19 protein-coding genes are annotated in these 21,477 nt (G+C 65.7%); 7 read left to right on the top strand and 12 right to left on the bottom strand.

Annotation, left to right across the window (positions count from 1 at the left end):
- Positions 1 to 70: 70 nt before the first annotated feature.
- From AC07M7_RS20745 to AC07M7_RS20690, 12 genes are all read right to left on the bottom strand, one after another.
- Positions 71 to 3,409, bottom strand: a complete 3,339-nt coding sequence (locus AC07M7_RS20745; protein WP_495208194.1) for an ankyrin repeat domain-containing protein — start codon at positions 3,407 to 3,409, stop codon at positions 71 to 73.
- A complete protein-coding gene (locus AC07M7_RS20740; protein ID WP_012512459.1) occupies positions 3,402 to 3,662 on the bottom strand; it encodes a YcgL domain-containing protein in 261 nt (86 codons plus the stop codon). The genes AC07M7_RS20745 and AC07M7_RS20740 overlap by 8 nt, the downstream gene beginning before the upstream one ends.
- Before the next feature lie 150 nt (positions 3,663 to 3,812).
- On the bottom strand, positions 3,813 to 4,826 hold the full coding sequence (gene cydB, locus AC07M7_RS20735) for a cytochrome d ubiquinol oxidase subunit II (protein ID WP_495208193.1): 1,014 nt from the start codon (positions 4,824 to 4,826) through the stop codon (positions 3,813 to 3,815).
- Between the two features lies 1 nt (position 4,827).
- Entirely contained in the window at positions 4,828 to 6,225 is a 1,398-nt protein-coding gene (locus tag AC07M7_RS20730) for a cytochrome ubiquinol oxidase subunit I (RefSeq protein WP_495208192.1), read from the bottom strand.
- Between the two features lie 128 nt (positions 6,226 to 6,353).
- Positions 6,354 to 7,553 (bottom strand): ABC transporter permease, encoded by a 1,200-nt coding sequence (locus AC07M7_RS20725; RefSeq protein WP_495208191.1) that lies wholly within the window; start codon positions 7,551 to 7,553, stop codon positions 6,354 to 6,356.
- Between the two features lies 1 nt (position 7,554).
- Positions 7,555 to 8,853 carry an ABC transporter permease gene (locus tag AC07M7_RS20720; RefSeq protein ID WP_495208190.1) on the bottom strand — a complete coding sequence of 433 codons (1,299 nt, stop codon included), beginning with the start codon at positions 8,851 to 8,853 and terminating at the stop codon, positions 7,555 to 7,557.
- 33 nt (positions 8,854 to 8,886) lie between these two features.
- Positions 8,887 to 9,705 carry a hypothetical protein gene (locus AC07M7_RS20715; protein ID WP_253078576.1) on the bottom strand — a complete coding sequence of 273 codons (819 nt, stop codon included), beginning with the start codon at positions 9,703 to 9,705 and terminating at the stop codon, positions 8,887 to 8,889.
- On the bottom strand, positions 9,702 to 10,913 hold the full coding sequence (locus AC07M7_RS20710; RefSeq protein WP_495208189.1) for a hypothetical protein: 1,212 nt from the start codon (positions 10,911 to 10,913) through the stop codon (positions 9,702 to 9,704). The genes AC07M7_RS20715 and AC07M7_RS20710 overlap by 4 nt, the downstream gene beginning before the upstream one ends.
- Positions 10,914 to 10,964: 51 nt before the next feature.
- Complete coding sequence (locus AC07M7_RS20705) at positions 10,965 to 11,276, bottom strand: hypothetical protein (protein WP_253078574.1); 312 nt, start codon at positions 11,274 to 11,276, stop codon at positions 10,965 to 10,967.
- Between the two features lie 278 nt (positions 11,277 to 11,554).
- Positions 11,555 to 11,770 (bottom strand): hypothetical protein, encoded by a 216-nt coding sequence (locus AC07M7_RS20700; RefSeq protein ID WP_495208188.1) that lies wholly within the window; start codon positions 11,768 to 11,770, stop codon positions 11,555 to 11,557.
- Positions 11,767 to 12,420: an RNA polymerase sigma factor gene (locus AC07M7_RS20695; protein WP_495208187.1), complete on the bottom strand. Its 654-nt coding sequence runs from the start codon at positions 12,418 to 12,420 to the stop codon at positions 11,767 to 11,769. The genes AC07M7_RS20700 and AC07M7_RS20695 overlap by 4 nt, the downstream gene beginning before the upstream one ends.
- 36 nt (positions 12,421 to 12,456) lie before the next feature.
- The gene (locus AC07M7_RS20690) at positions 12,457 to 12,786 is read right to left on the bottom strand and encodes a hypothetical protein (RefSeq protein ID WP_136639776.1); all 330 of its coding nucleotides are present in this window, start codon (positions 12,784 to 12,786) and stop codon (positions 12,457 to 12,459) included.
- A 167-nt stretch (positions 12,787 to 12,953) separates the two neighbouring features.
- On the opposite strand from AC07M7_RS20690, the gene AC07M7_RS20685 reads away from it, so the two are divergent.
- From AC07M7_RS20685 to AC07M7_RS20655, 7 genes are all read left to right on the top strand, one after another.
- Complete coding sequence (locus AC07M7_RS20685; protein ID WP_447782875.1) at positions 12,954 to 15,323, top strand: S9 family peptidase; 2,370 nt, start codon at positions 12,954 to 12,956, stop codon at positions 15,321 to 15,323.
- Complete coding sequence (locus AC07M7_RS20680; RefSeq protein WP_495208186.1) at positions 15,320 to 15,739, top strand: NUDIX hydrolase; 420 nt, start codon at positions 15,320 to 15,322, stop codon at positions 15,737 to 15,739. The genes AC07M7_RS20685 and AC07M7_RS20680 overlap by 4 nt, the downstream gene beginning before the upstream one ends.
- A 30-nt stretch (positions 15,740 to 15,769) precedes the next feature.
- Entirely contained in the window at positions 15,770 to 16,327 is a 558-nt protein-coding gene (locus AC07M7_RS20675) for a hypothetical protein (protein ID WP_253078569.1), read from the top strand.
- A 35-nt stretch (positions 16,328 to 16,362) separates the two neighbouring features.
- Entirely contained in the window at positions 16,363 to 17,484 is a 1,122-nt protein-coding gene (locus AC07M7_RS20670) for a hypothetical protein (RefSeq protein ID WP_447782878.1), read from the top strand.
- A 37-nt stretch (positions 17,485 to 17,521) separates the two neighbouring features.
- Complete coding sequence (locus tag AC07M7_RS20665) at positions 17,522 to 19,138, top strand: hypothetical protein (RefSeq protein WP_495208185.1); 1,617 nt, start codon at positions 17,522 to 17,524, stop codon at positions 19,136 to 19,138.
- A 54-nt stretch (positions 19,139 to 19,192) separates the two neighbouring features.
- Positions 19,193 to 20,089 (top strand): oxygen-dependent coproporphyrinogen oxidase, encoded by an 897-nt coding sequence (gene hemF / locus AC07M7_RS20660; RefSeq protein ID WP_136639781.1) that lies wholly within the window; start codon positions 19,193 to 19,195, stop codon positions 20,087 to 20,089.
- Between the two features lie 93 nt (positions 20,090 to 20,182).
- Positions 20,183 to 21,346 (top strand): hypothetical protein, encoded by a 1,164-nt coding sequence (locus AC07M7_RS20655; protein WP_495208184.1) that lies wholly within the window; start codon positions 20,183 to 20,185, stop codon positions 21,344 to 21,346.
- The last annotated feature ends 131 nt before the right edge of the window (positions 21,347 to 21,477 follow it).

Here is a 21,477-nt window from a genome sequence, read left to right as displayed (position 1 = left end):
TGCAGATTCCGGCAGCACGGTGTTGGGGTCAGAGCTCTTTCCGCTGGAAAGGGATCCGACCCCGGCCTGATCAGCCGTTGTCGCGCAGGAACCGCGCCATCGACGAGACGCCCGGCACGCGCGGTTCAAACTCACCGGCCACGTCGATGAAGCCACGCATCACCGCGATCTCGCGCGGGCTGCGGTTGAGGCTGTCGCGTACTTCCGGATCGGCACCGGCACGCAACAGGCGCTGCACCAGCAGCGGCAGTCCATGCAGAGCGGCCAGGTGCAGCGGGCCGAAGCCACGCGGATCACGCACCTCCAGGCTCACTTCCTCGTCCAGCAGGCGCTCCACCGCGGCCATCACGACCTGCTCGTCGCACGCGGTACCCGGTTCGGCGCGTGCGCCCAGCAGCAGCAGCAGCGGCGTGACCGAGCCCGCCGCAGCCTGGTCCGGTTCGGCACCGGCCAGCAGCAGGGTGTCGAGCAGGGCCAGCAGGCGCGAGCGGTCGCGGGCACTGAAGCCGTACAGCGCCGCGCAATGCAGCGGGCCCAGCTGCTGCGCGTCACCGGCATGCACGTCGGCACCAGCGGTGAGCAGGCGCGCGACGATGTCCGGCAGGCCCAGCGCCGAGGCCAGCATCAGCACGGTCACCCCGCCCGGCAGGCGGTGTTCCAGCTTGGCGCCGGCGTCGAGCAGGGCCGAAACGATGTCCACCTGGCGCATGCTGACCGCAGCCGACAGCGGCGTCGCGCCACTGGCAGCGGCGTGCTGCGGATCGGCACCACGTGCCAGCAGCAGGTCGGTCACCGCCAGATGGCCACCACCGGCCGCACGCAGCAGCGCGGTGCAGCCCTGTGCATCGACCGCGTCGACGGCGAACCCGAGATCGATCAGGCGGCGCACCGCATCGACGTCACCGGCCATCGCAGCGGCCGGAAGGTCGGCCTCGCGCAGGGTGCGGCGCGGCAACGGCCACACCCGCCAGTCCAGCCAGTCGGCCAGATCACGACGACCGATCGACAGCGCCACGCCCAGCGGCGTCTGTCCGTCGGCCGCCCGTGCTTCCGGCGAGGCACCGTGCTGCACCAGCAGCTTCAGTGCGCCTTCGCGGGCCAGTGCGGTGGCCAGGTGCAAAGCGGTCATGCCGTGGCTGTCGCGCGCTTCGCGGTCGACCCCGGCTTTGAGCAGGGCCTGCTGCAGGCGCAGCCAGCCCAGACGCACCGCCAGCGACAACGGCGGATCGCCCGCCGGCGAAGCCGCGAACGGATCGGCGCCACGTTCCAGCAGTTCCAGCGCCAGCTGTTCCAGGCCACGGGCGGCCTGGTCGTGCTGCGCGCAGGCGGCAAGGAAGCGCGCCAGGCCACCGCGGCCGGCCGGTGACAGGCCACGCTGCAGCATCACCTGCAGCGCAGGCACTGCATCGATGCCGCGCGACAGCAGCGCGAACATCGGCGTATCGGAGCAGGCGTCGCGCACATAGGGATCCGCACCGTGGGCCAGCAGCCAATCGACCGCGGCCGGCTCCAGCGCCAGTTCGGGGTCGAGCAGCAGCCCGCCCAGCTCTTCCGGCTGGCACAGCTTGGCCAGCGCGGCCATGCCGTCGGTGTTGCCGAAGCCCAGCGCCTCGCGCAGCAGGGTCAACGGCGGACGGTCCGGCAGCAGGCCGCTGGCCGTGGCCGCTTCGCCGCGCTCGGCCAGACCATCGCTGACCGCCGCCGGCAACGGATAGGACGGATCCAGCAGCGCCACGATCGCCCAGCGGCCGGCTTCGGCGGCGTAGTCCACCGCACGGCGGCCGACCGGATCGGTGGCATCGGCGGCAATGCCCAGATCGACCAGGCGCTTGATCAGCAGCGGCGAGACATCCTCGGCCATGACGGCCAGCTGCACCGCATTGCGGCCTTCGCCGTCCACCGCGACCAGGTCGGGCTTGTGCGGCAGCAGATGTTCCATCACACCGGCGCGGCCGGCGCGGGCCGCTTCCAGCCACGGCGTGCGACCGAGCGCGTCGCGCGCTTCCAGGTTGGCGCCAGCGCCCAGCAGCACACCGATGATCTCGACGTGGCCGGCCAGTGCCGCCTCATGCAGCGCACTGCGGCGCTGGCGGTCACGGGCATCGGCCCGGGCCTTGTGCTTCAGCAGCAGCTGCACGCCGGCCGGATCATCGTCTTCGGTGGCGGCGGCGGCCAGCAGCACCGGCGTACCCTCGGCCGGTTCGCTGCGCGCACCGCGCTCCAGCAGGAAGCGGGCCAGGCGCCAGTTGCCGACCTGGCAGGCCACCGCAAGCGGCGACCATCCGTCACTGTTCAGCGCATCCACTTCGGCGGCGGCATCGCGCAGCAGCGCGGCCACGCCCGGGTCGGAACTGCGCGCGGCATGATGCAGCGGGGTGTTGCCATCGCTGTCGATGGCACGCGAGTCGGCGCCGTTGGCGAGCAGGGTCATCACCGCTTCCGGGCGGCCGTGCCAGCTGTCACGGGTGGCGGCCAGCAGCGGGGTCATGCCCCGGTGCGGCGCGTTCACGTCGACGCCTCGGGCGATCAGTTCGCGCAGCAGGCGCAGGTCCGGCAGCACAGCGGCCAGCACCGCCAGGCTGCGCTGGTCGCGCCAGTTCGGGTCCGGCAGCGCATAGGGATCGGCGCCGGCCTGCAGCAGCTGCAGGCCACGGTCGATGCGGCCGTGGCGCGCGGCTTCATACAGCGCCGGAGTCAGCTCCTGCGGCGCCATCGCCTCAAGCGGCACGGTTTCGACCGCGGCGGAGAACATCGGTTCGTACTCGCTGCTGGTCGTGGCCAACGGGCTCGCACGCAGTGACACCAACGGCGCCGGCGCCACCCGTTGCAACAACAGGTGCAGCAGCGGCGACAGCACCAGCACTGCCAGTGCGGCGGGCCAACGCGCGCTTTCCGGCAGCAGGTCCGGCCAGGCCGGCAGTACCACCAGTGCCGCCAGGGCAATCACCAGCGCAGCCACACCGAGGCCGCGCCAGGCGGTCAGGTCGCGCCCGGCCAGTGCCTGCCAATGCTGGGCCAGGCTGCCATCAAGCCGTTCAACGTCGTTCCACAACGGCCAGGTACGCCAGGCCGCCAGCAGGCCGGCACTGACCAGCACGCTCAGGCCCAGCACTGCGGCCAGGCTGCCACTGTCGCGCAGCGCCGCCAGCGGCCAGGCCAGCAGCAGCGCCAGCAGCAGCGGTGCGGCGGCCCACAGCGCCAACAGCGCGGGCAGGTCCTGCCGCGCGACCACCTTCAGTGGCAGCAGCGCGCGGCTGCGCCGCCACCAGGACACGCCCAGCGCGAACGCCGGTTGCGCCAGTGCGGCAAGGATGGCCCCCGGAATGCCGCCCACAGCGGCACCCAGCGCCAGCACGGCAGCCACGGCAAAGGCGATCGACAGGACGCGTGGACGGGAGGCGTCAGTCATAGTGTCGCGGCATCAGGCTGGACACCGACGGCGGCACCTGCAGGTAGAAACCACGTTCGTTCATTTCGCTGCGGACCTTGTCCGGATCAGCCTGGGCCAGGCGGCGCCGGGCCTCCAGGGCCACGTCCAGGACGAAGGTGAGCGCCCCCAGCGAGGTGAGCAGCGGCGCGGGCAGCGCGCTGAAATCATCGCGTCGGGGGACGTAGACATAGGTGTCTGGCTTGAGTTGGCTTTTATAGACGTAGGCGTGCATGTCCGCGGGACGATAACCCGGGAAGAGCCATGATTGTGTCGGAAAGCCGACACCGGGGAAAGCCGTCAGCCGACGATGGCGGCGTGATCGACGGCGTTTCCCCGACGGGATTCAGCAATGTGGCGGCGGCGTTCAGCCCCGGCCACGTGCTCAGTGATAACCCGCGTCGGCGTGCACCTTGCCGCGGAACACCCGATAGGACCAAGCCGTGTAGCCGAGGATCACCGGCAGCAACACCACCAGTCCGACCAGGGTGAAGCCGAGCGAAGATGCTGGCGCGGCGGCCTGCCACAGCGTCATCGACGGCGGCAGCAGGTAAGGCCACATGCCCAGCACCAGGCCAAGGAAGCCGAGCACGAACAGCGCCAGGCTGAGCAGGAACGGCGGCAGGTCGCGGCGCGGGTGGGTGGCGCTGCGCCACAACGCTGCCGCCACCGCCAGGGTCAGCAGCGGCACCGGCGACAACCACCAGAAGTTGCCATCGCTGAACCAACGATCCATCAACCGCGAATCAAGGAATGGCAGCCAGCTGCTGACCAGGCCCATCGCCGCGATCACCGCCACCACCAGCGGCCGGGTCATCTGCCGTGCAAGCGCCTGCACACGCCCTTCGGTCTTCAGGATCAGCCACGTGCTGCCGAGCAGCGCGTAACCAGCCACCAGCGCGGCACCGGTGAGCATCGCGAACGGGCTGAACCAGGCAAACGCGCCGCCCTGGTAGACGCCATCCACCAGCGGGATGCCCTGCACCAGGGTGCCCAGGATCACGCCTTGAGCGAAGGTCGCCAGCAGCGAACCGAGGCCGAACGCCACACTCCACAGCCGGCGCGAACGATGCGCCTTGAAACGGAATTCAAACGCCACGCCACGGAACACCAGCGCCACCACCAGCAGCAGCACCGGCAGGTACAGCGCCGACAGCAGCACCGCATACGCCTTGGGGAAGGCCGCCAGCAGGCCGGCACCGCCCAGCACCAGCCAAGTCTCGTTGCCGTCCCAGATCGGCGCGGCAGTGTTCATCATCAGGTCCAGCTGCTCCTCGTCCTCGGCGAACGGTGCGAGGATGCCGATACCGAGCACGAAGCCGTCCAGCACCACGTACATCAGCACGCCGAAGCCGATCACCGCGAACCACGCCACCGGCAGCCAGGTCATCAGGTCCATGTCAGCGCTCCTCCAGCGGTTCGTCGGCGGCCGACAACGGACGTGCCGGGGTATGACTGCCGTGGTCCAGCGATGGCCCCTCGGCATACGGCTGCGGCCCATGGCGCAGGATCTTCACCAGGTACCAGATACCCCAACCAAATACGAAGGCGTAGCCGACCACGTAGACACCCAGCGACAGCGCGGTCATCCACGCGCTCTGTGGGCCGACCGCATCAGCGGTGCGCAGAACACCATAGACCACCCACGGCTGGCGCCCCATTTCGGTGACGAACCAGCCCGACAGCAGCGCGATGAAGCCGCTCGGCAGCATCCAGTTCCAGCCGCGCAGCAGCCACGGCGAGTCCAGCAGCTTCTTCCGCCAGAGCTGGAAGGCCGAGACCCAGGCCAGCAACAGCATCAACGTACCCAGCCCGACCATGATGCGGAAGGCCAAGAACACCGGCGTCACCGGCGGGCGCTCGCTGGCCGGCACCGAGGTGAGCGGATCGAAGGTGCCGTCCAGGCTGTGGGTGAGGATCACGCTGCCCAGCTTCGGAATGGCCACTTCGAAGTCGTTGCGCTCTTCCTTCTCGTTCGGCAGCGCGAACACCACCAGCGGCACGCCCTCGCCTTCCTTGGTTTCATGCCAGTGCCCCTCCATCGCCGCGATCTTCATCGGCTGATGCTTGAGCGTGTTCAGGCCATGCATGTCGCCGACGAAAATCTGCACCGGTACGGTCAGCGCCGCGAACGCCACCGCCGCGATCAGCATGCGCCGACCCGCTTCCACGTGCGTGCCCTTGCGCAGGTACCACGCGCCCACACCACCGATCACGAAACAGGTGGTGATGAACGAACCCAGCGCCATGTGCGCCAGCCGGTACGGGAAGGACGGATTGAACACCACCTGCCACCAATCGACGGGATGCACGATGCCGTTGACCATCTCGTAACCGGCTGGCGTATGCAGCCAGCTGTTGGACGAGAGGATCCAGAAAGTAGAGAACAGCGTGCCCAGCGCCACCATGCAGGTGGACACGAAATGCAGGCGCGGCGAGACCCGGCCCCAGCCGAACATCATCACGCCGAGGAAGCTGGCTTCCAGGAAGAAGGCGGTCAGCACTTCATAGGTCAGCAGCGGGCCGATGACCGTGCCGGCCACCTCGCTCAGCCTCGGCCAGTTGGTGCCGAACTGGAAGGCCATGACGATGCCGCTGACCACGCCCATGCCGAACGACACCGCGAAGATCTTCTGCCAGAAGAAATACAGTTCGCGCCAGACCGGCAGCTTCGTGCGCAGCCACCGCCATTCGATGAAGGCCAGCCAGCTGGCCGTACCGATGGTGAAGGCGGGGAACAGCACGTGGAAACTGATGACGAATCCGAACTGGATCCGGGACAACAACAACGCGTCCAAGGGACGCCTCCTGCCAGCTGCCGGTGGGATACCGCACCACTTTAGGTGGATATTGTTAAAACGGGATGCGACCGGGTGACGCGCTGCTTCACTTTGTCGCAGGGAAGCTGGATGACAGGATGAATGGGCTACAGGGGCTTCAGCAAGGTCAAGGGCGGCTCCTTGGCGATTCGCAGAGCCCTGGGTACCAGTGCAATCAAGCAGGCCGCCATCACCAGCACGACAGCGATCGATATCGAGAACCACAGTGAACCTGTGATGCCATCCTGTGGCGGCCCTATCCACTGCAACGACGACGCGCCGAGCAGGGCGCCCAGTGTGGTGAACAGTGAAAATTCGAACATGATTTCGGCAAAGATCACGGAGCCGCGAGCACCCAGTGTCCGTCGAACCCCAATGGAGTGCCGGCGCCGATCAAGCCAGGCGCCTACGACACCGGAAACTCCGGCCATCAGCACACCGAGAACAACGGCCGTCATGACCGCGAGCACGGTCGTAGCGAAGCGATCAGCTTTGACGTAGGCGTCGCGATATCCCGCCAGCGTCTCGACACCGGTCGGATTCACGATCCGATAAGGCCGCTGCAGCGCATCGACAGCGCGATCAAGCGATGAACGATCAACCTCCGACTTCCACTTCGCCAGATAATAGCGACTGGCGCCCATGGGAAGGCCCGGAAGCAGCGCCCACTGCGAGTCCCGCTCATTGCCTCCTGGTGCCGGTCCAGCAACAGACGCAAATACACCCACGATGATCCGGCTGCTGCCGGGGCCGAAATACAGGTGGCGACCAACAGCACTCTCCGTTCCGAACAGACGGGCAGCCAGCGCTTCACTGATCAGCATTACCGGAGCACCTTCAGCCATGTCGTCCTCTGTGGCATCCCGTCCCAGGACGATTCCCGCTCCCAGCATCGCCAGCAAGCCAGAGCTGGCAGTTGCCACGGGAATGCGATCACATCCAGCAACGTCTGTCGTACCCGCGTTCATCGAGTACGCCATGGCCGACTCGCTGGTGCACACGCCGTATCGATGGGCTCTTCCCCCGAACGGAACGGAGTCGCTCACAACCGTGTCCTGAACACCGGGCAGCCGGATCGCGGACAGGTCTGCACGCAGCACTGCCGCATCCGCGCCTTCTTCGACATCCGAGACCCTGACCGCACCAATCGATACTGCCTCCCGGATGCTCCCGGTGTTCAATCTGGCGAAGCTGTCCAGCGTAGATTGCAGTGCGAACGCACATGCCAGGCTTGCAAGCGCTGCCTGCACCGCAAGCAGTGCAGCGCTTCCCAAGTGCCGTCGGGTCTCCCTCATCGATTCGAACATTTCAGGCAGCTCCCTTCGCGAAGGCACTCGACAGTGAGCTGACCCTGCAGATTTCAAACGATGGGACCAATGAGCAGAGCAACGTCGTGACGACTCCCAGGGCAGCCGCCATCAGCATTGCCCCAGCATGCATCGCTGTTATCGCGCTGGGCAGAACGTCTCCCGCAGCAACCACCCGGATTCCCAGCGCATAGGTGACGACAGCGAGTGCACTGCTTGCGACTCCCGCCGCGATGGATTCCCACATGAGCTGGACGAACACGTCTCGGCGTCGCGCTCCCAGCGCACGTCGTATCGCAAGCTCCCGCCTACGGCGCCCCAGACTGAAGCTCAGCAGTGCCGCCGCGTTGACGACGCACACACCGAGAAGGATCAGTGACAGCCGAAGCTGCATCCTGGCCCGCTCCGGAACCAATCCCAGCCTGTCCAGCCAATCCATCAACGGCCAGAGTGCCACCTGCTGCGTGTCTGGTTCGATCCGAAGGCCCTTTGCCTGCGCATAGGCGTTCAGACTCGCGCGGTAGGCGGCGACATCATCTGCGGTAGGCAGCCACGCCCACAGTTGAAGCCATGAAACGTTGCCCCCTGCAAGATCCGTGTCCTGGTCACCCCCCCAGATCGCCGTCCCGTCCACAACAGTCAACTTGTCCGCGATTGCGGTTTCAACTGGCAGGTAGATCTCGTCAGGCTCCACAAACGGCCGGCGCGTGAGATCTCCCTGAAACATCGGCACCGGATGCCAATCCTCTGCGACACCCACAACGGTATAGGTGCGTCTGCCCAGTTCCAACGGATGACCAATGCAATCCTGTGCACATTCACGCTGGGCGAGCGCACGCGACAGGACCACCATTCGACTCGCAGCATGTCCCTCCTCGGTAGTCCATGCCCGCCCTTGAACAACGGCAATGCCAAGGACACTGAAGACTTCGGACGTGGCGAACCTGGCGCGCAGTCTTGCGCTGGACTCTCCCGGCCGGGAGAGCGTCACCGCCCCCCCTGCCATTGCTGCCTGTTTCCACGTCCGGCCTTGATTCAGAAGCGCCTTCGCGTCCGGCCAGGTCAGTGCCTGACCAGGATCCGGAGAGCCACTGCGCAGTGCATCTGGACGCGCGTCAAGGTACGGGCGGAACAATGCCGAGCTCCGGCCTGGTGCGGGATCGGACGATGCCTGGAGAACAATGGAAAGCATCACGGTGGTGATCCCTACCCCTGCACCCAACATAAGAGCGATTGCCAGATGAGTGCCGACTCTCTGCTTGAATCGAATCAACGACATCTTGATGTAGTAACCGTGCACGTACCCTCCTTGGCCTTTGCAGAGCCCTCAACTTCAACTCGAAGGAACTCCCTGTAGAAGAAGTTGCTCCCTTTCCCCCAGCTCACCTATTCCAGCCATGTATGGGCTGCAAGCGCAGAAGGTTAGGATTTCGTCCTCTTGGTACACCAGAATCTCGCCCATCCTGCTGTCGAAAAGTTCCCGGCATGCGTGTATGAGAGCGGGAAAGGTCCCAAGATCTGCCTTGGGTCGCCCCCTTGGGAAACTCAGTGCAAACACGTCTCCATGGTAGCTACAAATGATTGGGATGCCTTGCGGCTGTTCGACGAAGAATGGATGCCACTGCTGCTCCCCTTCTGCGACATCAGAATCACCATCCCACCGGAAGTAGGACCAGACAGACTTCTGTACGAATTTGTCCAGATGCGACATATCAGGCATTCGATGACCGAACCCAAAAGCAAAACGTGGCGTTTTAATGCCTGGAACACGCTCAGAAAGAAGCTTCCACTGCACATTCAAGGGTAGAAGCGATCTACTCACTCCGCGAGGACCAATTCCGTGCGCCAGTGCGTGCGCTCGCGATAGAACCGAACCCAAAGCTGTGTGTGCCCAGTTCTCATGCAATCCGAATGCGCGAAGACGTTTGCCAATCTCGGTGCAAGAGAGATCGAAGACTCTGTTGATGATGTAGGCGGACCACATGTTAGGAATCGACGTTTCCACTACGGGTTCAATGATCTCAGCCTCCTGAACGCACCAGCTTTGAGTCAGCTCGTCCAGATGGATCACACTCACACCCTCGACATCTCTCAGCTCGGTTGCGACAACGTCTTCCGGATCGGAGTGGATGACAATGGTTGGAATCTTCATGCCACGCTCTCCAGCATTTCCCTTGGCACTTTTGGGCTGTACTGGGCCCTGATCTCCTCCTGAATTTCATTCACGACCGCCATCAGCTGCAATGAGGCGGGTGACTCCAGAACAAATAGCGTCGAGATCTTCCGTTCGATGAAGAATCCGCCCGCTACGTGCATCAGTCGTCGCTTCATTCTCCTCCCGGCTTCTTCTCCAATCTCACCGCCGAAACCAGCCAATCTCCCGAGAAGCTGATGGATGGCGTAGTAAACAAAAACCGCGTGTGCCAGCGAATGGTTGGGAATGAAATTTCCTGACCATGGTGAAACCGGGCGCACCCTGATTGCACCTGACATGAACTTCCCGTGCACCTCTTCATAGGCGGAGAGATACGAGTGGACGGACTCATGCAGAATTGCCTCTGCGCAAAGATCCACGGTCATTTCTGGCCTGTGAACATTGAGAATTCGGATGCAACCAACATGAATCGGCCGATACTCGGATCCAAGATTGAGTGGTGAAACCTGATCACCCAGCTGGATCGACTTCCTCACAAACACACGCCTTGTGAATATTCGAATCAGCAGACCCAGATGTGGAGTGGCTTTATCCACGAGCTCCATGGCGGCTTCCAGCTTCTCCTGGATTACCAAATGCTCTTCTGGTGAAATACTCATGAATGGATTGCAGAACGTTCCGCTCTCAGGTTCGTTCCGGCGTGCCAGTCCACTATCCACGTCCAGAGCGATCACGCCCCCCACTTTTGCGCGCTCAACCTTTTCAAATCCGATATCACGCTGCCTGACTACCCACTCCCCTAGTGGGCTTTCGACTCCCTTCCTATGGTGCAACCCTCCCGTTTCTTCATGGTTTGGAGAAATTGGACACTCCGCCCTTGCAGCGAGATGAAGTGCTTCGATGGTCGAGACGGGCCTTCCATCTGGATCTTCATGAGAAACTCCATCTGGATCATCCATGAATCCAGAAACCCACGGGGAGCCAAGCAATCTTCTTCTTGCCGCGGGATCCAGGCTCTTGAACGTTCTTTCAAATTTCTCCACACATTCGTGGTTCTCGAGCTTCTCCGCTCTGAATTTCGAAAGAGCTTCACCCAAACGACGCGGAGTAACTTCAAACCATGCATCCAGAAGCACCGAGCAAACGTCAACCGTTCTACGCGGATCTTCAATCGCTCTCCTGATTTCCTCTATGGAAGTTCTCATCAACCTCTCCTTGGTGGCGGACGGCCGCCCCAAGGGCGGCCGTCCGCGTTCTTAGACGTTGAACTTCTGTGCTTCAGGAACAACATGCGCGAACTGGAGCTCTTCTGCGTCACCCGATGAGTAGTGACCGCAGTGGGTTCCACCGCTTGAGTAGTTGGTACATTGCACACCAGCGATCTCGCTATCGCTGATTACCTCTTGCAGCTCCGTCCCGCTGACGAAGTTGATGTCCAGCACAGAGACGTTCTGGATCTGCGTGAGACCATTGGTCGCACTTTCCTGCGCAGCGGATGCGATTCCGGATAGACCAAGCATTGCAATGAGTGCCGGAGGGAGAAGCACGGATTTGCAGATCTTCGACATTGTTCAGCTCCTTTGAAGTTGATACTGCGGGATATGGCCGTGAGCTTGCGCGGCTGCTGGCCAGCGTCAGCGGTTGCTGACGATTTAGATTTTTCCAGCAGGGTCATCGACATCAATAGCAGCAGATCTCTTTGCAACTATCCTCAGTGCGAGGACCGTCACGTAGCGTCTGGAGCTGACGCAATCCGTCGGGTGCGGGGGATTGTCCGAGTCAGCGACCTCGGGAATGGCGTAGGAAGATTGACGCCGTATGCGACTGACGTCGGCCTATCAATCGCTTAATGCCAGAAATACCAGACAGCCGCCGCCACCAACGCCCCCAGCAACAGCACCTGCACCACCACATAACCCACGCCACTGTCGCGCGACTCAACGGCAATCCGCTTCTGCAACGCCTCGCTCACATCCGGCGCCTTTTCCTGCCGCGCCTGCTCACGCAACGCCTGTGCCAGTGCGCGTTCTTCCGCGTCACGAGGGTCGGTCGATTGGGTCACAGCAGTTCTCCGGCGGCGGCATGCCGCGTCAGTTCCTGCTTCAGGACCTGGCGCGCGCGGTGCAGGTGGCTCTTGATGGTACCGCGTGCCAGCCCGGTCACCTGCTCGATTTCGGCCAGGTCGAAGTCCTCCAGGTAGTGCAGGCCGACAATCAATCGTTGCGGTGCACTCAGCCGCTCCAGCGCCACGCCAAGATGACGACCGGCCTGCAGCGCCTCGCTCAAATCACACGGCCCCGGCCCTTCATCGCCAATGCCCAGCTCCTCGGGTACTTCCACTGCCACCATCCATTGCGCCTCCAGCCGGCGCCGGCGCAGGTGCTGCAACGCGGTGGTGTAGGCGATCCGCGAGACCCAGGTGCGCAATGAAGATTCAAAACGAAACCGGTGCAGCTGTCGGAACACGGCCAGGAAGGTCTCCTGCAGCAGGTCGGCCACCTGATCGCGGTCGCCCACCATGCGCCCGATCACATGTGCGCAGGTGCGCTGATGGGTCTCGACCAGTTGCGAAAACGCCGCCTGCGAACCATCGATGATCGCCCGCACCAGGGCCTGGTCCGCGTCCAGCGGTGCGGCGGGTGTCGCCGTCGCCGCTGCATCGTGGCGGCGACGGCCCCGCAGTGCCGACAGCGCTTCACCCAGTAGGCTCATGCGCGGGGCGCCCCCTGTGCCCTTGGCATGCCTGCCTCAGCCCTTACGCGCGGCGGGACGGGTGAAGTGCCAGGCCAGCAGCTGGCCGAGGCCGGCACTGCCCACCATCGCGGCAGCGGCGCCGAAGGTCAGGTCACGGGCACCGATGACTTCCAGCAGGGCCATGGCCAGCGCCAGGCAGACCAGGCTGATGCCCCAGCGCAGCGCACCCTGGCGGCGGCGTTCTTCCTCCAGCATGGCCAGCGAGCGGATCACTTCCTCGGGCACATGGGGAGCGACCAGCTTGCTGCGGGCGCGGGCATCGGCAATGGCGTGGATCGCATAGGCGATGCAGATGAAGAGGGTGATCGGGATCAGTTCCTGCATGGTCGGGCTCCTGTTCGGTGGATGATGCGGGTTCAGAAGGATGGATGCGCAACCCTGGCAACCGGTTGCACCACTTTGCCAATCCCGCTGCCATGACCTGTGGCCCCCTCCCCCGGCCCGGGCGGCTGCTACCCTTGCCCGGTTTCCTCTACTGGTGCCGTCCGCCCATGTCCCGAGTGCTGCCCCTGTCCCTCCTGCTGTCGGCCGTGCTGGCCGCACCGGCTGCGCATGCCGCGCCGACGCCGATCACCATCGAACAGGCCATGGCCGACCCGGACTGGATCGGTCCGCCGGTCGAGAAGGCCTGGTGGTCGTGGAACAGCCAGCAGGTGGAATACCAGCTCAAGCGCAACGGCAGCCCGGTGCGCGACACCTTCCGCCAGCCGGTGGCCGGTGGCGTGGCCGCGCAGGTGGCCGATGACCAGCGCGGCACCCTCGACGTGGCCGAGCCGGTCTACGACCGCAGCCGCAGCCGCAGCGCCTTCGTGCGCAATGGCGACGTGTTCGTGCGCGACCTGCGCAGCGGCGCGCTGACCCAGCTGACCCGCAGCAACGAGCGCGCGGGCAACGTGAACTTCGCCGCCGACAATGGCGTGATCTGGCGGGTGGGCCAGAACTGGTTCCACTGGACCGCCGCCAGCGGCGTGCAGCAGGTGGCCAGCCTGAAGGCCGAGAAGGATCCGCGTACGGCGCCGAAGGCCGATGTGCTGCGCGACCAGCAGCTGCGCACGCTGGAAACCCTGCGCCGCGACCGTGACCAGCGCGAAGCGCTGAAGGACCAGGACCAGCGCTGGCGCCAGGCCGACCCGACCCGCGCGCCGGGTCCGGTGTACCTGGGTGCCGACGTGGAGATCGGTGACAGCGTGCTGTCGCCGGACCTGACCCACCTGATCGTGGTGACCAAGCCGAAGGACTTCGACGACGGCCGTGGCGGCAAGATGCCGCTGTACGTGACCGAATCAGGCTACGAGGAAACCGAGGACACCCGCACCCGCGTCGGTCGCAACGGCTTCGAACCGCACACCCTGTGGTATGTGGACGTGCGCACCGGCAAGGCCGAGAAGGTCTCGCTGTCCAGCCTGCCCGGCATCGCCACCGACCCGCTGGCCGAGCTGCGCCGCAAGGCCGGCAAGGATGCGCTGAAGGGCGACCGCAGCGTGCAGGTGATGAGCGACTTCATGGGCGGTGGCATCCGCTGGAGCCCCGATGGCCAACAGGCCGCGGTGATGCTGCGCGCCAACGACAACAAGGACCGCTGGATCGTCAGCATCAACGCCGCCGATGGCCGCGTGCAGAACCGTCATCGCCTGACCGACAACGGCTGGATCAACTGGGGATTCAACGATTTCGGCTGGATGGCCGATGGCCGCACGCTTTGGCTGCTGTCGGAGGAATCGGGCTTCTCGCACCTGTACACCCAGGCCGGCGCGGCCAAGCCGCAGGCGCTGACCAGCGGCAAGTGGGAAACCTCGGCGCCGGTGCCGTCGGCCGATGGCAAGGGCTTCTATTTCCTGTGCAACCAGCAGGCACCGCATGACTACGAAGTCTGCGCGGTCGACACCGGCAGCCGCCAGGTGCGCGAGCTGACCAGCCTCAACGGCGTGGAAGACTTCTCGCTGTCGCCGGACGGCCAGCAGCTGCTGGTGCGCTACTCCGGCGCCTACCTGCCGCCGCAGCTGGCCGTGCTGCCGAGCACCGGTGGCCAAGCCCGCGTGCTGACCGACACCCGCACTGCCGACTACAAGGCACGCCAGTGGATCCAGCCGAAGCTGGTGGCGGTGCCGTCCAAGCACGGTGCCGGCGTGGTCTGGGCCAAGTACTACGAGCCCGAGAACAAGGAACCCGGCAGGAAGTATCCGATCGTCATGTTCGTGCACGGCGCCGGCTACCTGCAGAACGTGCACCAGCGCTACCCGGCCTACTTCCGCGAGCAGATGTTCCACAACCTGCTGGTGCAGAAGGGCTACATCGTGCTGGACATGGATTACCGCGGCAGCGAGGGCTACGGCCGCGACTGGCGTACGGCGATCTACCGCAACATGGGCCACCCGGAACTGGAAGATTACAAGGACGGCCTGGACTGGCTGGTCGACACCCAGCAGGGTGACCGTGACCATGCCGGCATCTACGGTGGTTCCTACGGCGGTTTCATGACCTTCATGGCCCTGTTCCGTTCGCCGGGCACGTTCAAGGCCGGCGCCGCGCTGCGCCCGGTGGTCGACTGGCACCAGTACAACCACGGCTATACCAGCAACATCCTCAACACCCCGGACATCGATCCGGAGGCGTACCGCGTGTCGTCGCCGATCGAGTACGCGCAGAACCTGCAGGACAACTTGCTGATCGCCCACGGCATGATGGATGACAACGTGTTCTTCCAGGACTCGGTGAACCTCACCCAGCGCCTGATCGAACTGCACAAGGACAACTGGTCGATCGCACCGTACCCGCTGGAGCGCCACGGCTACGTGCGCGCCGATTCCTGGCTGGACCAGTACAAGCGCATCCTCAAGCTGTTCGAGCAGAACCTGAAGTGAGCAACGCCGCGGCCACGATCCATATCGTGGCTGCGGTCATCCTGGATGATCGCGGCCGGGCGCTGGTGGTGCGCAAGCACGGCGCCAGCCGCTTCATCCAGCCGGGCGGCAAGCCCGAATCCGGCGAAGCGCCGCTGCAGGCGCTGGCCCGCGAACTGGACGAGGAACTCGGTGTGCAGGTATGCGCCGAGACCGCCGTCGCGCTGGGCCACTTCGAGGGCTGGGCGGTGAACGAACCCGGCCACCGCGTGCAGGCACAGGCGTGGTGGGTGCAGGTAGACGGCACGCCACGGGCACGCGCCGAGATCGCCGAACTGGCCTGGGTACCGTTGCAGCCGCCGCATGGCCTGCCCTTGGCACCGTTGAGCGAACACCATATCCTGCCGGCCGTCGCCACCCGGGTGACGGCCCGCTGATTGCGCGGGCACCGATTGCAAGGACACCGGATGTCAGTGCCGCTCCCGCCGCCCTCATTGCAGCCTTCGCCCTACCACGCGTGGATTCGGCCACTGGTCCAGGCGTCCTTCTGGCTGTCCGTGCTGCTGACCGGCTATTTCGTGCTGCAGGGGCTGCTGGTGTGGCCGCTGCACGACGTTCCACTCTGGCAGCTGCTGGCGGGTGAAGCACAGCATCGGCAGATGCACAGCCTGAACTGGCTGCTGGCGCACCCGGTGGGTGCCTCGATGACCGCCGCACTGCTCTGCCTGGTCTCGGCCGTGGCCAGCTGGGGGCTGCTGCGCGAGCGCCGCTGGGGCCTGTGGAGCTTCGTGGTGATGCTGCTGTTGAGCGCACTGGCCAATTTCGCGATCACCTGGTGGTTGGACGTGTTCATGCGTGACATGATCGTGCTGCTCGCCGACGAACCGGACATGCAGCAATCGCTGCAGCCGCGTCGCTGGATGATGACCTTCACCCTGCTCGGCACTTCGGTGCTGTTCCTGGGTCTGCAGGGCTGGCTGGCCTGGCGCCTGCTGCGGCCGGACATCCGCTCGCGCTTCCACTGAGCCACACTCCTTTCCCGCACGACAAGGACCGTCGCATGCGCCTGTTGAACCTTCTCCCCGCGCTGCTGTTGCTCGCCGCGCTGCCAGCCAGCGCCGATGCCCTGCGCTGCGGCGAGTACCGCAGCGTCGATGACGGTATGGCACTGGTGTTCACCACCCCCAACAGCGGTTACCGCGACAACGGCATCGGTGAGCCGGAGCCGCTGTGGGTCGATCGCAGTGCGGCGCAGACGCGCCTGGTCATGCTCGACGATGGCGTGGCCGAGCCGATCCGGATCAGCGCCGATGGGCAGCGCATCGAAGACAACGTGGTGGTGACCTACACCCTGCGCCGGTCCCGCGCCTGCGCCACCGAGCCCACCGCGGTGGCTGGCAGCTGCCGCGCGGCCGGCAGCTACTGCATGGTGCAGCTGCCAACGGCCTCCACCGGCCAGGCCCGGCGCGCCTGCGACGAGGGCGTAGGCTCCGGCTGTTCAACGCTGCTGCGGTTGATGCGTGATGGCAGCGCAACAGATGCAGCCGGTGACGCCGGCCCCGCGGTCTTCGAGCGCCCGCCGCCGTGCCGCGAACACACGGCCGGGCACGATCCGCAGGCCTGTGAAGTCATGACCGACGATGCACTGGCCGCCGCGATGTGGCGGGTGGACCAGCGCCTTCAACAGGAAGACGAGGACACACTGGCTTCGCCTCTTCCCGTTGCTGCACGCGATCGCCTGCAGCAGTTGTGCCTGCAACACCGTGGTGGGCGCTTCTGCGTGGAAGTGGCCGCGCAACAGTTGGACGCGCTGCAACCTGCATTGGCGGTGCAGGCCCTGCAGGTGGTCTGCGATGCTGGACGCATCAGTGCCTGCGAACGTACCGCACCGCTGCGTGAACTCGGCACCGACCTGCGCCTGGTAACGCTCCAACATGTGCCGTGTGGCCGCTACCGGGCCGACGGTGGCGTGATCGACATGCTCGACTTCGGCGATGGCACGCAGGCCCGCCTGCACGAAGGCGCCGTCCAGCTGCAACAGAACGGCGAAACGTTCGTACTGCGCCAGCTCGGCAACGGCGACCTGCTCGGCATGGACAACCAGACGGCCTACCAGCGTTACCAGCCCGTGCCCGGCACGGCACAATGCACGCCCCCGCGCGAGGGCCGTGGTTCGCCGTAGCGTCTGGAGTTTCCCGTTCGATCGTCAAGGAGACGACATGCATTCACCCGCACCGCGCCGCCGCTGGCTGGCCTGGGCGTTGCTGCTGGCCGCGCCGATGGCCGCCGCACAGTCACCGCAATGCGGCCTGTTCAAGGCCGATGAAGGCAGCAGCACGCTGCGCATCAGCGCACCCAACCGTGGCGAGCAGAAGCACTTCGGCAGTGCGCCGTCTCCGGTCGTGTTCCAGCAGATCGACGGAAAGCTGCAACTGGTGAGTCTGGAGTACGGTCTGCCCAGCGCACTGCAGGTTCGCGATCGTGGCCGCACGGTCGAGGTGGATGGCACGGTCTACCTCCTGCAGGCCCCCGCACAGTGCGCCGCAGCGGCCACGCCGGCCGAAGGCAGCTGCCTGGCTGATGCGGCCGCGTGCCTGGACAACCGTCGCGAAGCGACCCCGACCGCGCTGGAAGCAGGGTGCCGGGAAGGTGTGCCCGGCATGTGCCTGCAACTGGCTGATCGTTGGCAGGAGGAGGCCAAACCCACGGTCGAGGCCGATCCCGACCTGGCAAAGGCAGCGCTCGACGCCGCTCTGTCTGGCATCAAACTCCCCGCCGCCTGTGACGATGGTGGCTTCGAACAGGAAACCCCGGCGTGTGCCGCCGCACTCGAGGCCGACCCTGCAGTGCAGGAGCAGCTGGTCAAGGCCGCGATGACGGCCGCCATGACCGAAGCCATGGTGACGATGACGGCGCCGACCGTGCCGGTGATCATTCCGGCTGAGCGGCGGCAACAGTTGTTGCGGCTATGCCGCGAGGTACCGCATGGCGGCTTCTGCACCCGCGTAGCTGAGCTGTCCTGGGAGGCAGGAGATCCCCTGCAGGCAGTGCAGGCCCTGGCTGCGGCCTGCACCCCCGGCAATGACACCGCCACCTGCGAGCGCCTGCCGGCATTGCAGGCGGTGGGTGCATCGTTGCAGCCGCAACCGGCAACGGCCCTGCCCTGCGGCAACTACCGGGCCGACGGCGGCCTGATGGACACGCTCGATTTCGGTGATGCCGGCCTGGTCGGTGTCGGCTGGGGCAGCCATCTTCGTGCGCGTGTCGAAGAGGGTGACATCCGCATCCACCACGACCGGGGCGGCGACTTCGTGCTGCGCCCGCTGCCGGGCGGCCAGCTGCTGGGCCTGGATACCTGGACCCGCTTCCAGGTGTTCACCCCCACCGGTGAAGGCCCGACCAGGTGCAGTTCGCCGAAGCAATTCAAGGTGCTGCCACTGCCACAGGATTGCCCGCTGGCGCTGGCCAACGAGGACGGGGCCGAAGCCTGCTGCACGCAGGGCAAGCTGCAGGGCTGCAACATTCTCGGCAACCGCCTTGCGCTGTCCGGGAACTGGCTGCAGGCCGCCGGGCACTACACCACGGTCTGCCGGGCTGGCGTCCGCGAAGGGTGCGAGAACCTGGTCACCGCGCAAGGCAACGGTGCGGAGGTGGATGCACGGGCAACCCTGGAGCAACTGTGCAAGGCCGACCGCAGCGGCCTGCACGTGGCCTGCGACGTGCTCGGCACCCAGAACTGGGAGCTGATCACGCTGGGCGGTGCCTTGCAGAAGGCGGTTGAAGAGGCGGCTGTGGACAACGCTCCGACGCCGCGCAACTCCAACCGCAAGCGCTGAGCCCGCCAGGGCCTGTCCGCAGCTTCGGGCGGGCCCTGCGGTAAAGTACGCGCCATGAACGAATTCGAGCGCGTGCGCGCCTACCTCACCGACCTGCAGGACCGCATCTGTGCGGCGATCGAGGCCGCCGATGGCCAGGCCCGCTTCCAGGAAGACCTGTGGCAGCGTGCCGAGGGCGGTGGTGGGCGCACCCGCGTGCTGCGCGACGGTGCGGTGTTCGAACAGGCCGGCATCGGTTTCTCCGACGTGGCTGGCAGCCGCCTGCCGCCGTCGGCCTCGGCCAACCGTCCGGAACTGGCAGGTGCCTCCTGGCGCGCCACCGGCGTGTCGCTGGTGTTCCACCCGCTCAATCCTTACGTGCCGACCACCCATGCCAACGTGCGCTTCTTCCAGGCGCAGCGCGACGGCGAGGTGGTGGCCAGCTGGTTCGGCGGCGGTTTCGACCTGACCCCGTTCTATCCGTTCGACGAGGACGTGCAGCACTGGCACCGGGTCGCGCGCGATCTGTGTGCGCCATTCGGTGACGAGCGCTATGCCGCGCACAAGCGCTGGTGCGACGAGTACTTCTTCCTGCGCCACCGCAATGAAACGCGCGGCGTCGGCGGCCTGTTCTTCGACGACCTGCACGGCGATTTCGAGCGCGATTTCGACTACCTGCGCGCGGTCGGCGATGGCTTCCTTGATGCCTACCTGCCGATCGTGCAGCAGCGCAAGGACACCGCCTACGGCGAGCGCGAACGCGAGTTCCAGCTGTACCGTCGCGGCCGCTACGTGGAGTTCAACCTGGTCTACGACCGTGGCACCCTGTTCGGGCTGCAGAGCGGTGGCCGCAGCGAAAGCATCCTCATGAGCCTGCCGCCGCGGGTGCGCTGGGAGTACGGCTTTGCCCCCGAAGCGGGCAGCGCCGAGGCACGCCTGGCCGATTACCTGGTGCCGCGCGACTGGCTCTGATCTTCCGGCGCCACGCCTGAGGCGTGGTGCTTTCCCCTGCCTGGTCCATCCTGTATCGGCGGATCGTGTTTTTTCTTCTTCAAGGATGACGTCATGCCTGCTGCTGTTCCCCTTCGTCCCCGCGCTGCGGGCTGGCGCTCCCTGCTGTTGCTCGCGCTGGCCTCGGCCAGCCTGCCGGCGGCCGCGCAATCGATGGCCTGCGGCACCTACAAGGACAGCGGCGGCAATATCACGCTGACCATCGAGAGCGAAGGCCACGCCTTCCTGTCCGGCCCCTACCAGGCCACCGAGGAACTGCGCATCGCCCGCCAGGAAGACGTGCTCGGCACCGGCAACCTGTCCACGGGACGCCTGGAAAACTGGTTCTTTTCGGACAACGACCGCACGATCAACACGCCCTATCGCGAGTTCACCCGTGAGCACGCCGCCGCCTGCAGGACGATGCCCGAGCCCATCGAAGATGGTTGCGTGATGAACACCTCCGAGTGCCTGGAGGCGCTGCCGGAGGCCGCACCGGTGAAGCTGCACGCCTGGTGTGCCGAAGGCGTAGGCGCCGCCTGCACGCAGCTGCTGGAGACTTACCAGGAACAGGCCAATGCAGCGGCGCCGAAGGTGGCGGACCCGCCGATGCCTGAGATATGCAAGGAGGAATCACCGTCCTTCGATGCCGAAGGTTGCATGGCGACGGCCAGGAAGGTCGCCTCGCAGATGATGGGAGAGACACTGCTGGGCCTGCGGCATTCGGTCGATGCACCCTTGCCGCCGGCGCAGCTGGATGAGCTGGCTGGCCTTTGCCGCGAGCAGCACGGCGAGACGTTCTGTGAGGAGGCGGCCGAGTCCCTGTGGAGCAGTGGGCGCCTGCAGCAGGCGCGCGATGCATTGCAACTGGCCTGTGCACAGCGCACCGATGCCCCGTCCTGCGCACCGGCCAAGGGCCTCGCTGCGCTTGCCGGGGCGACCGCATCGGCACTCACGCCGATTGCCGCCGTCACCCTGCCCTGCGGCAGCTTTGTCGCCGAACGCAGCGTACTGTCGCAGCTGCGTTTCCTCGACGGCGGCGTCGTGAAAGTCGGTGGTGACGACGTGCGCCTACGCGCGAGCCTGCGCGACGGCCGGATCGTCCTGCACCGCGATGTCGGCAGCGACTTCGTGCTGCAGCTGCTGCAGAACGGCAACCTGGTGGGCGTCGACAGCGGCAATCGCTTCGCGTACTACCAGCGCGAGGCGACCGCGGGCAACGCCCACTGCGCGCCCTGACCAGAGGTAGAGCCGGGCCGATGCTCGGCTGATGAGCAAGCGGAGCCGAGCACAGGCTCGGCTCTTATCTCTTGCGACTCTGGCACCTTAGGTGCCGAGAGCCCGGCGCGGGCGACCGTTCGGCTCTAGGT

The organism is Stenotrophomonas sp. GW821-FHT09E08 (assembly GCF_059416125.1).
The sequence above is the reverse complement of the archived record's forward strand: the minus strand, read 5'-3'. Positions and strand labels throughout refer to the sequence as shown.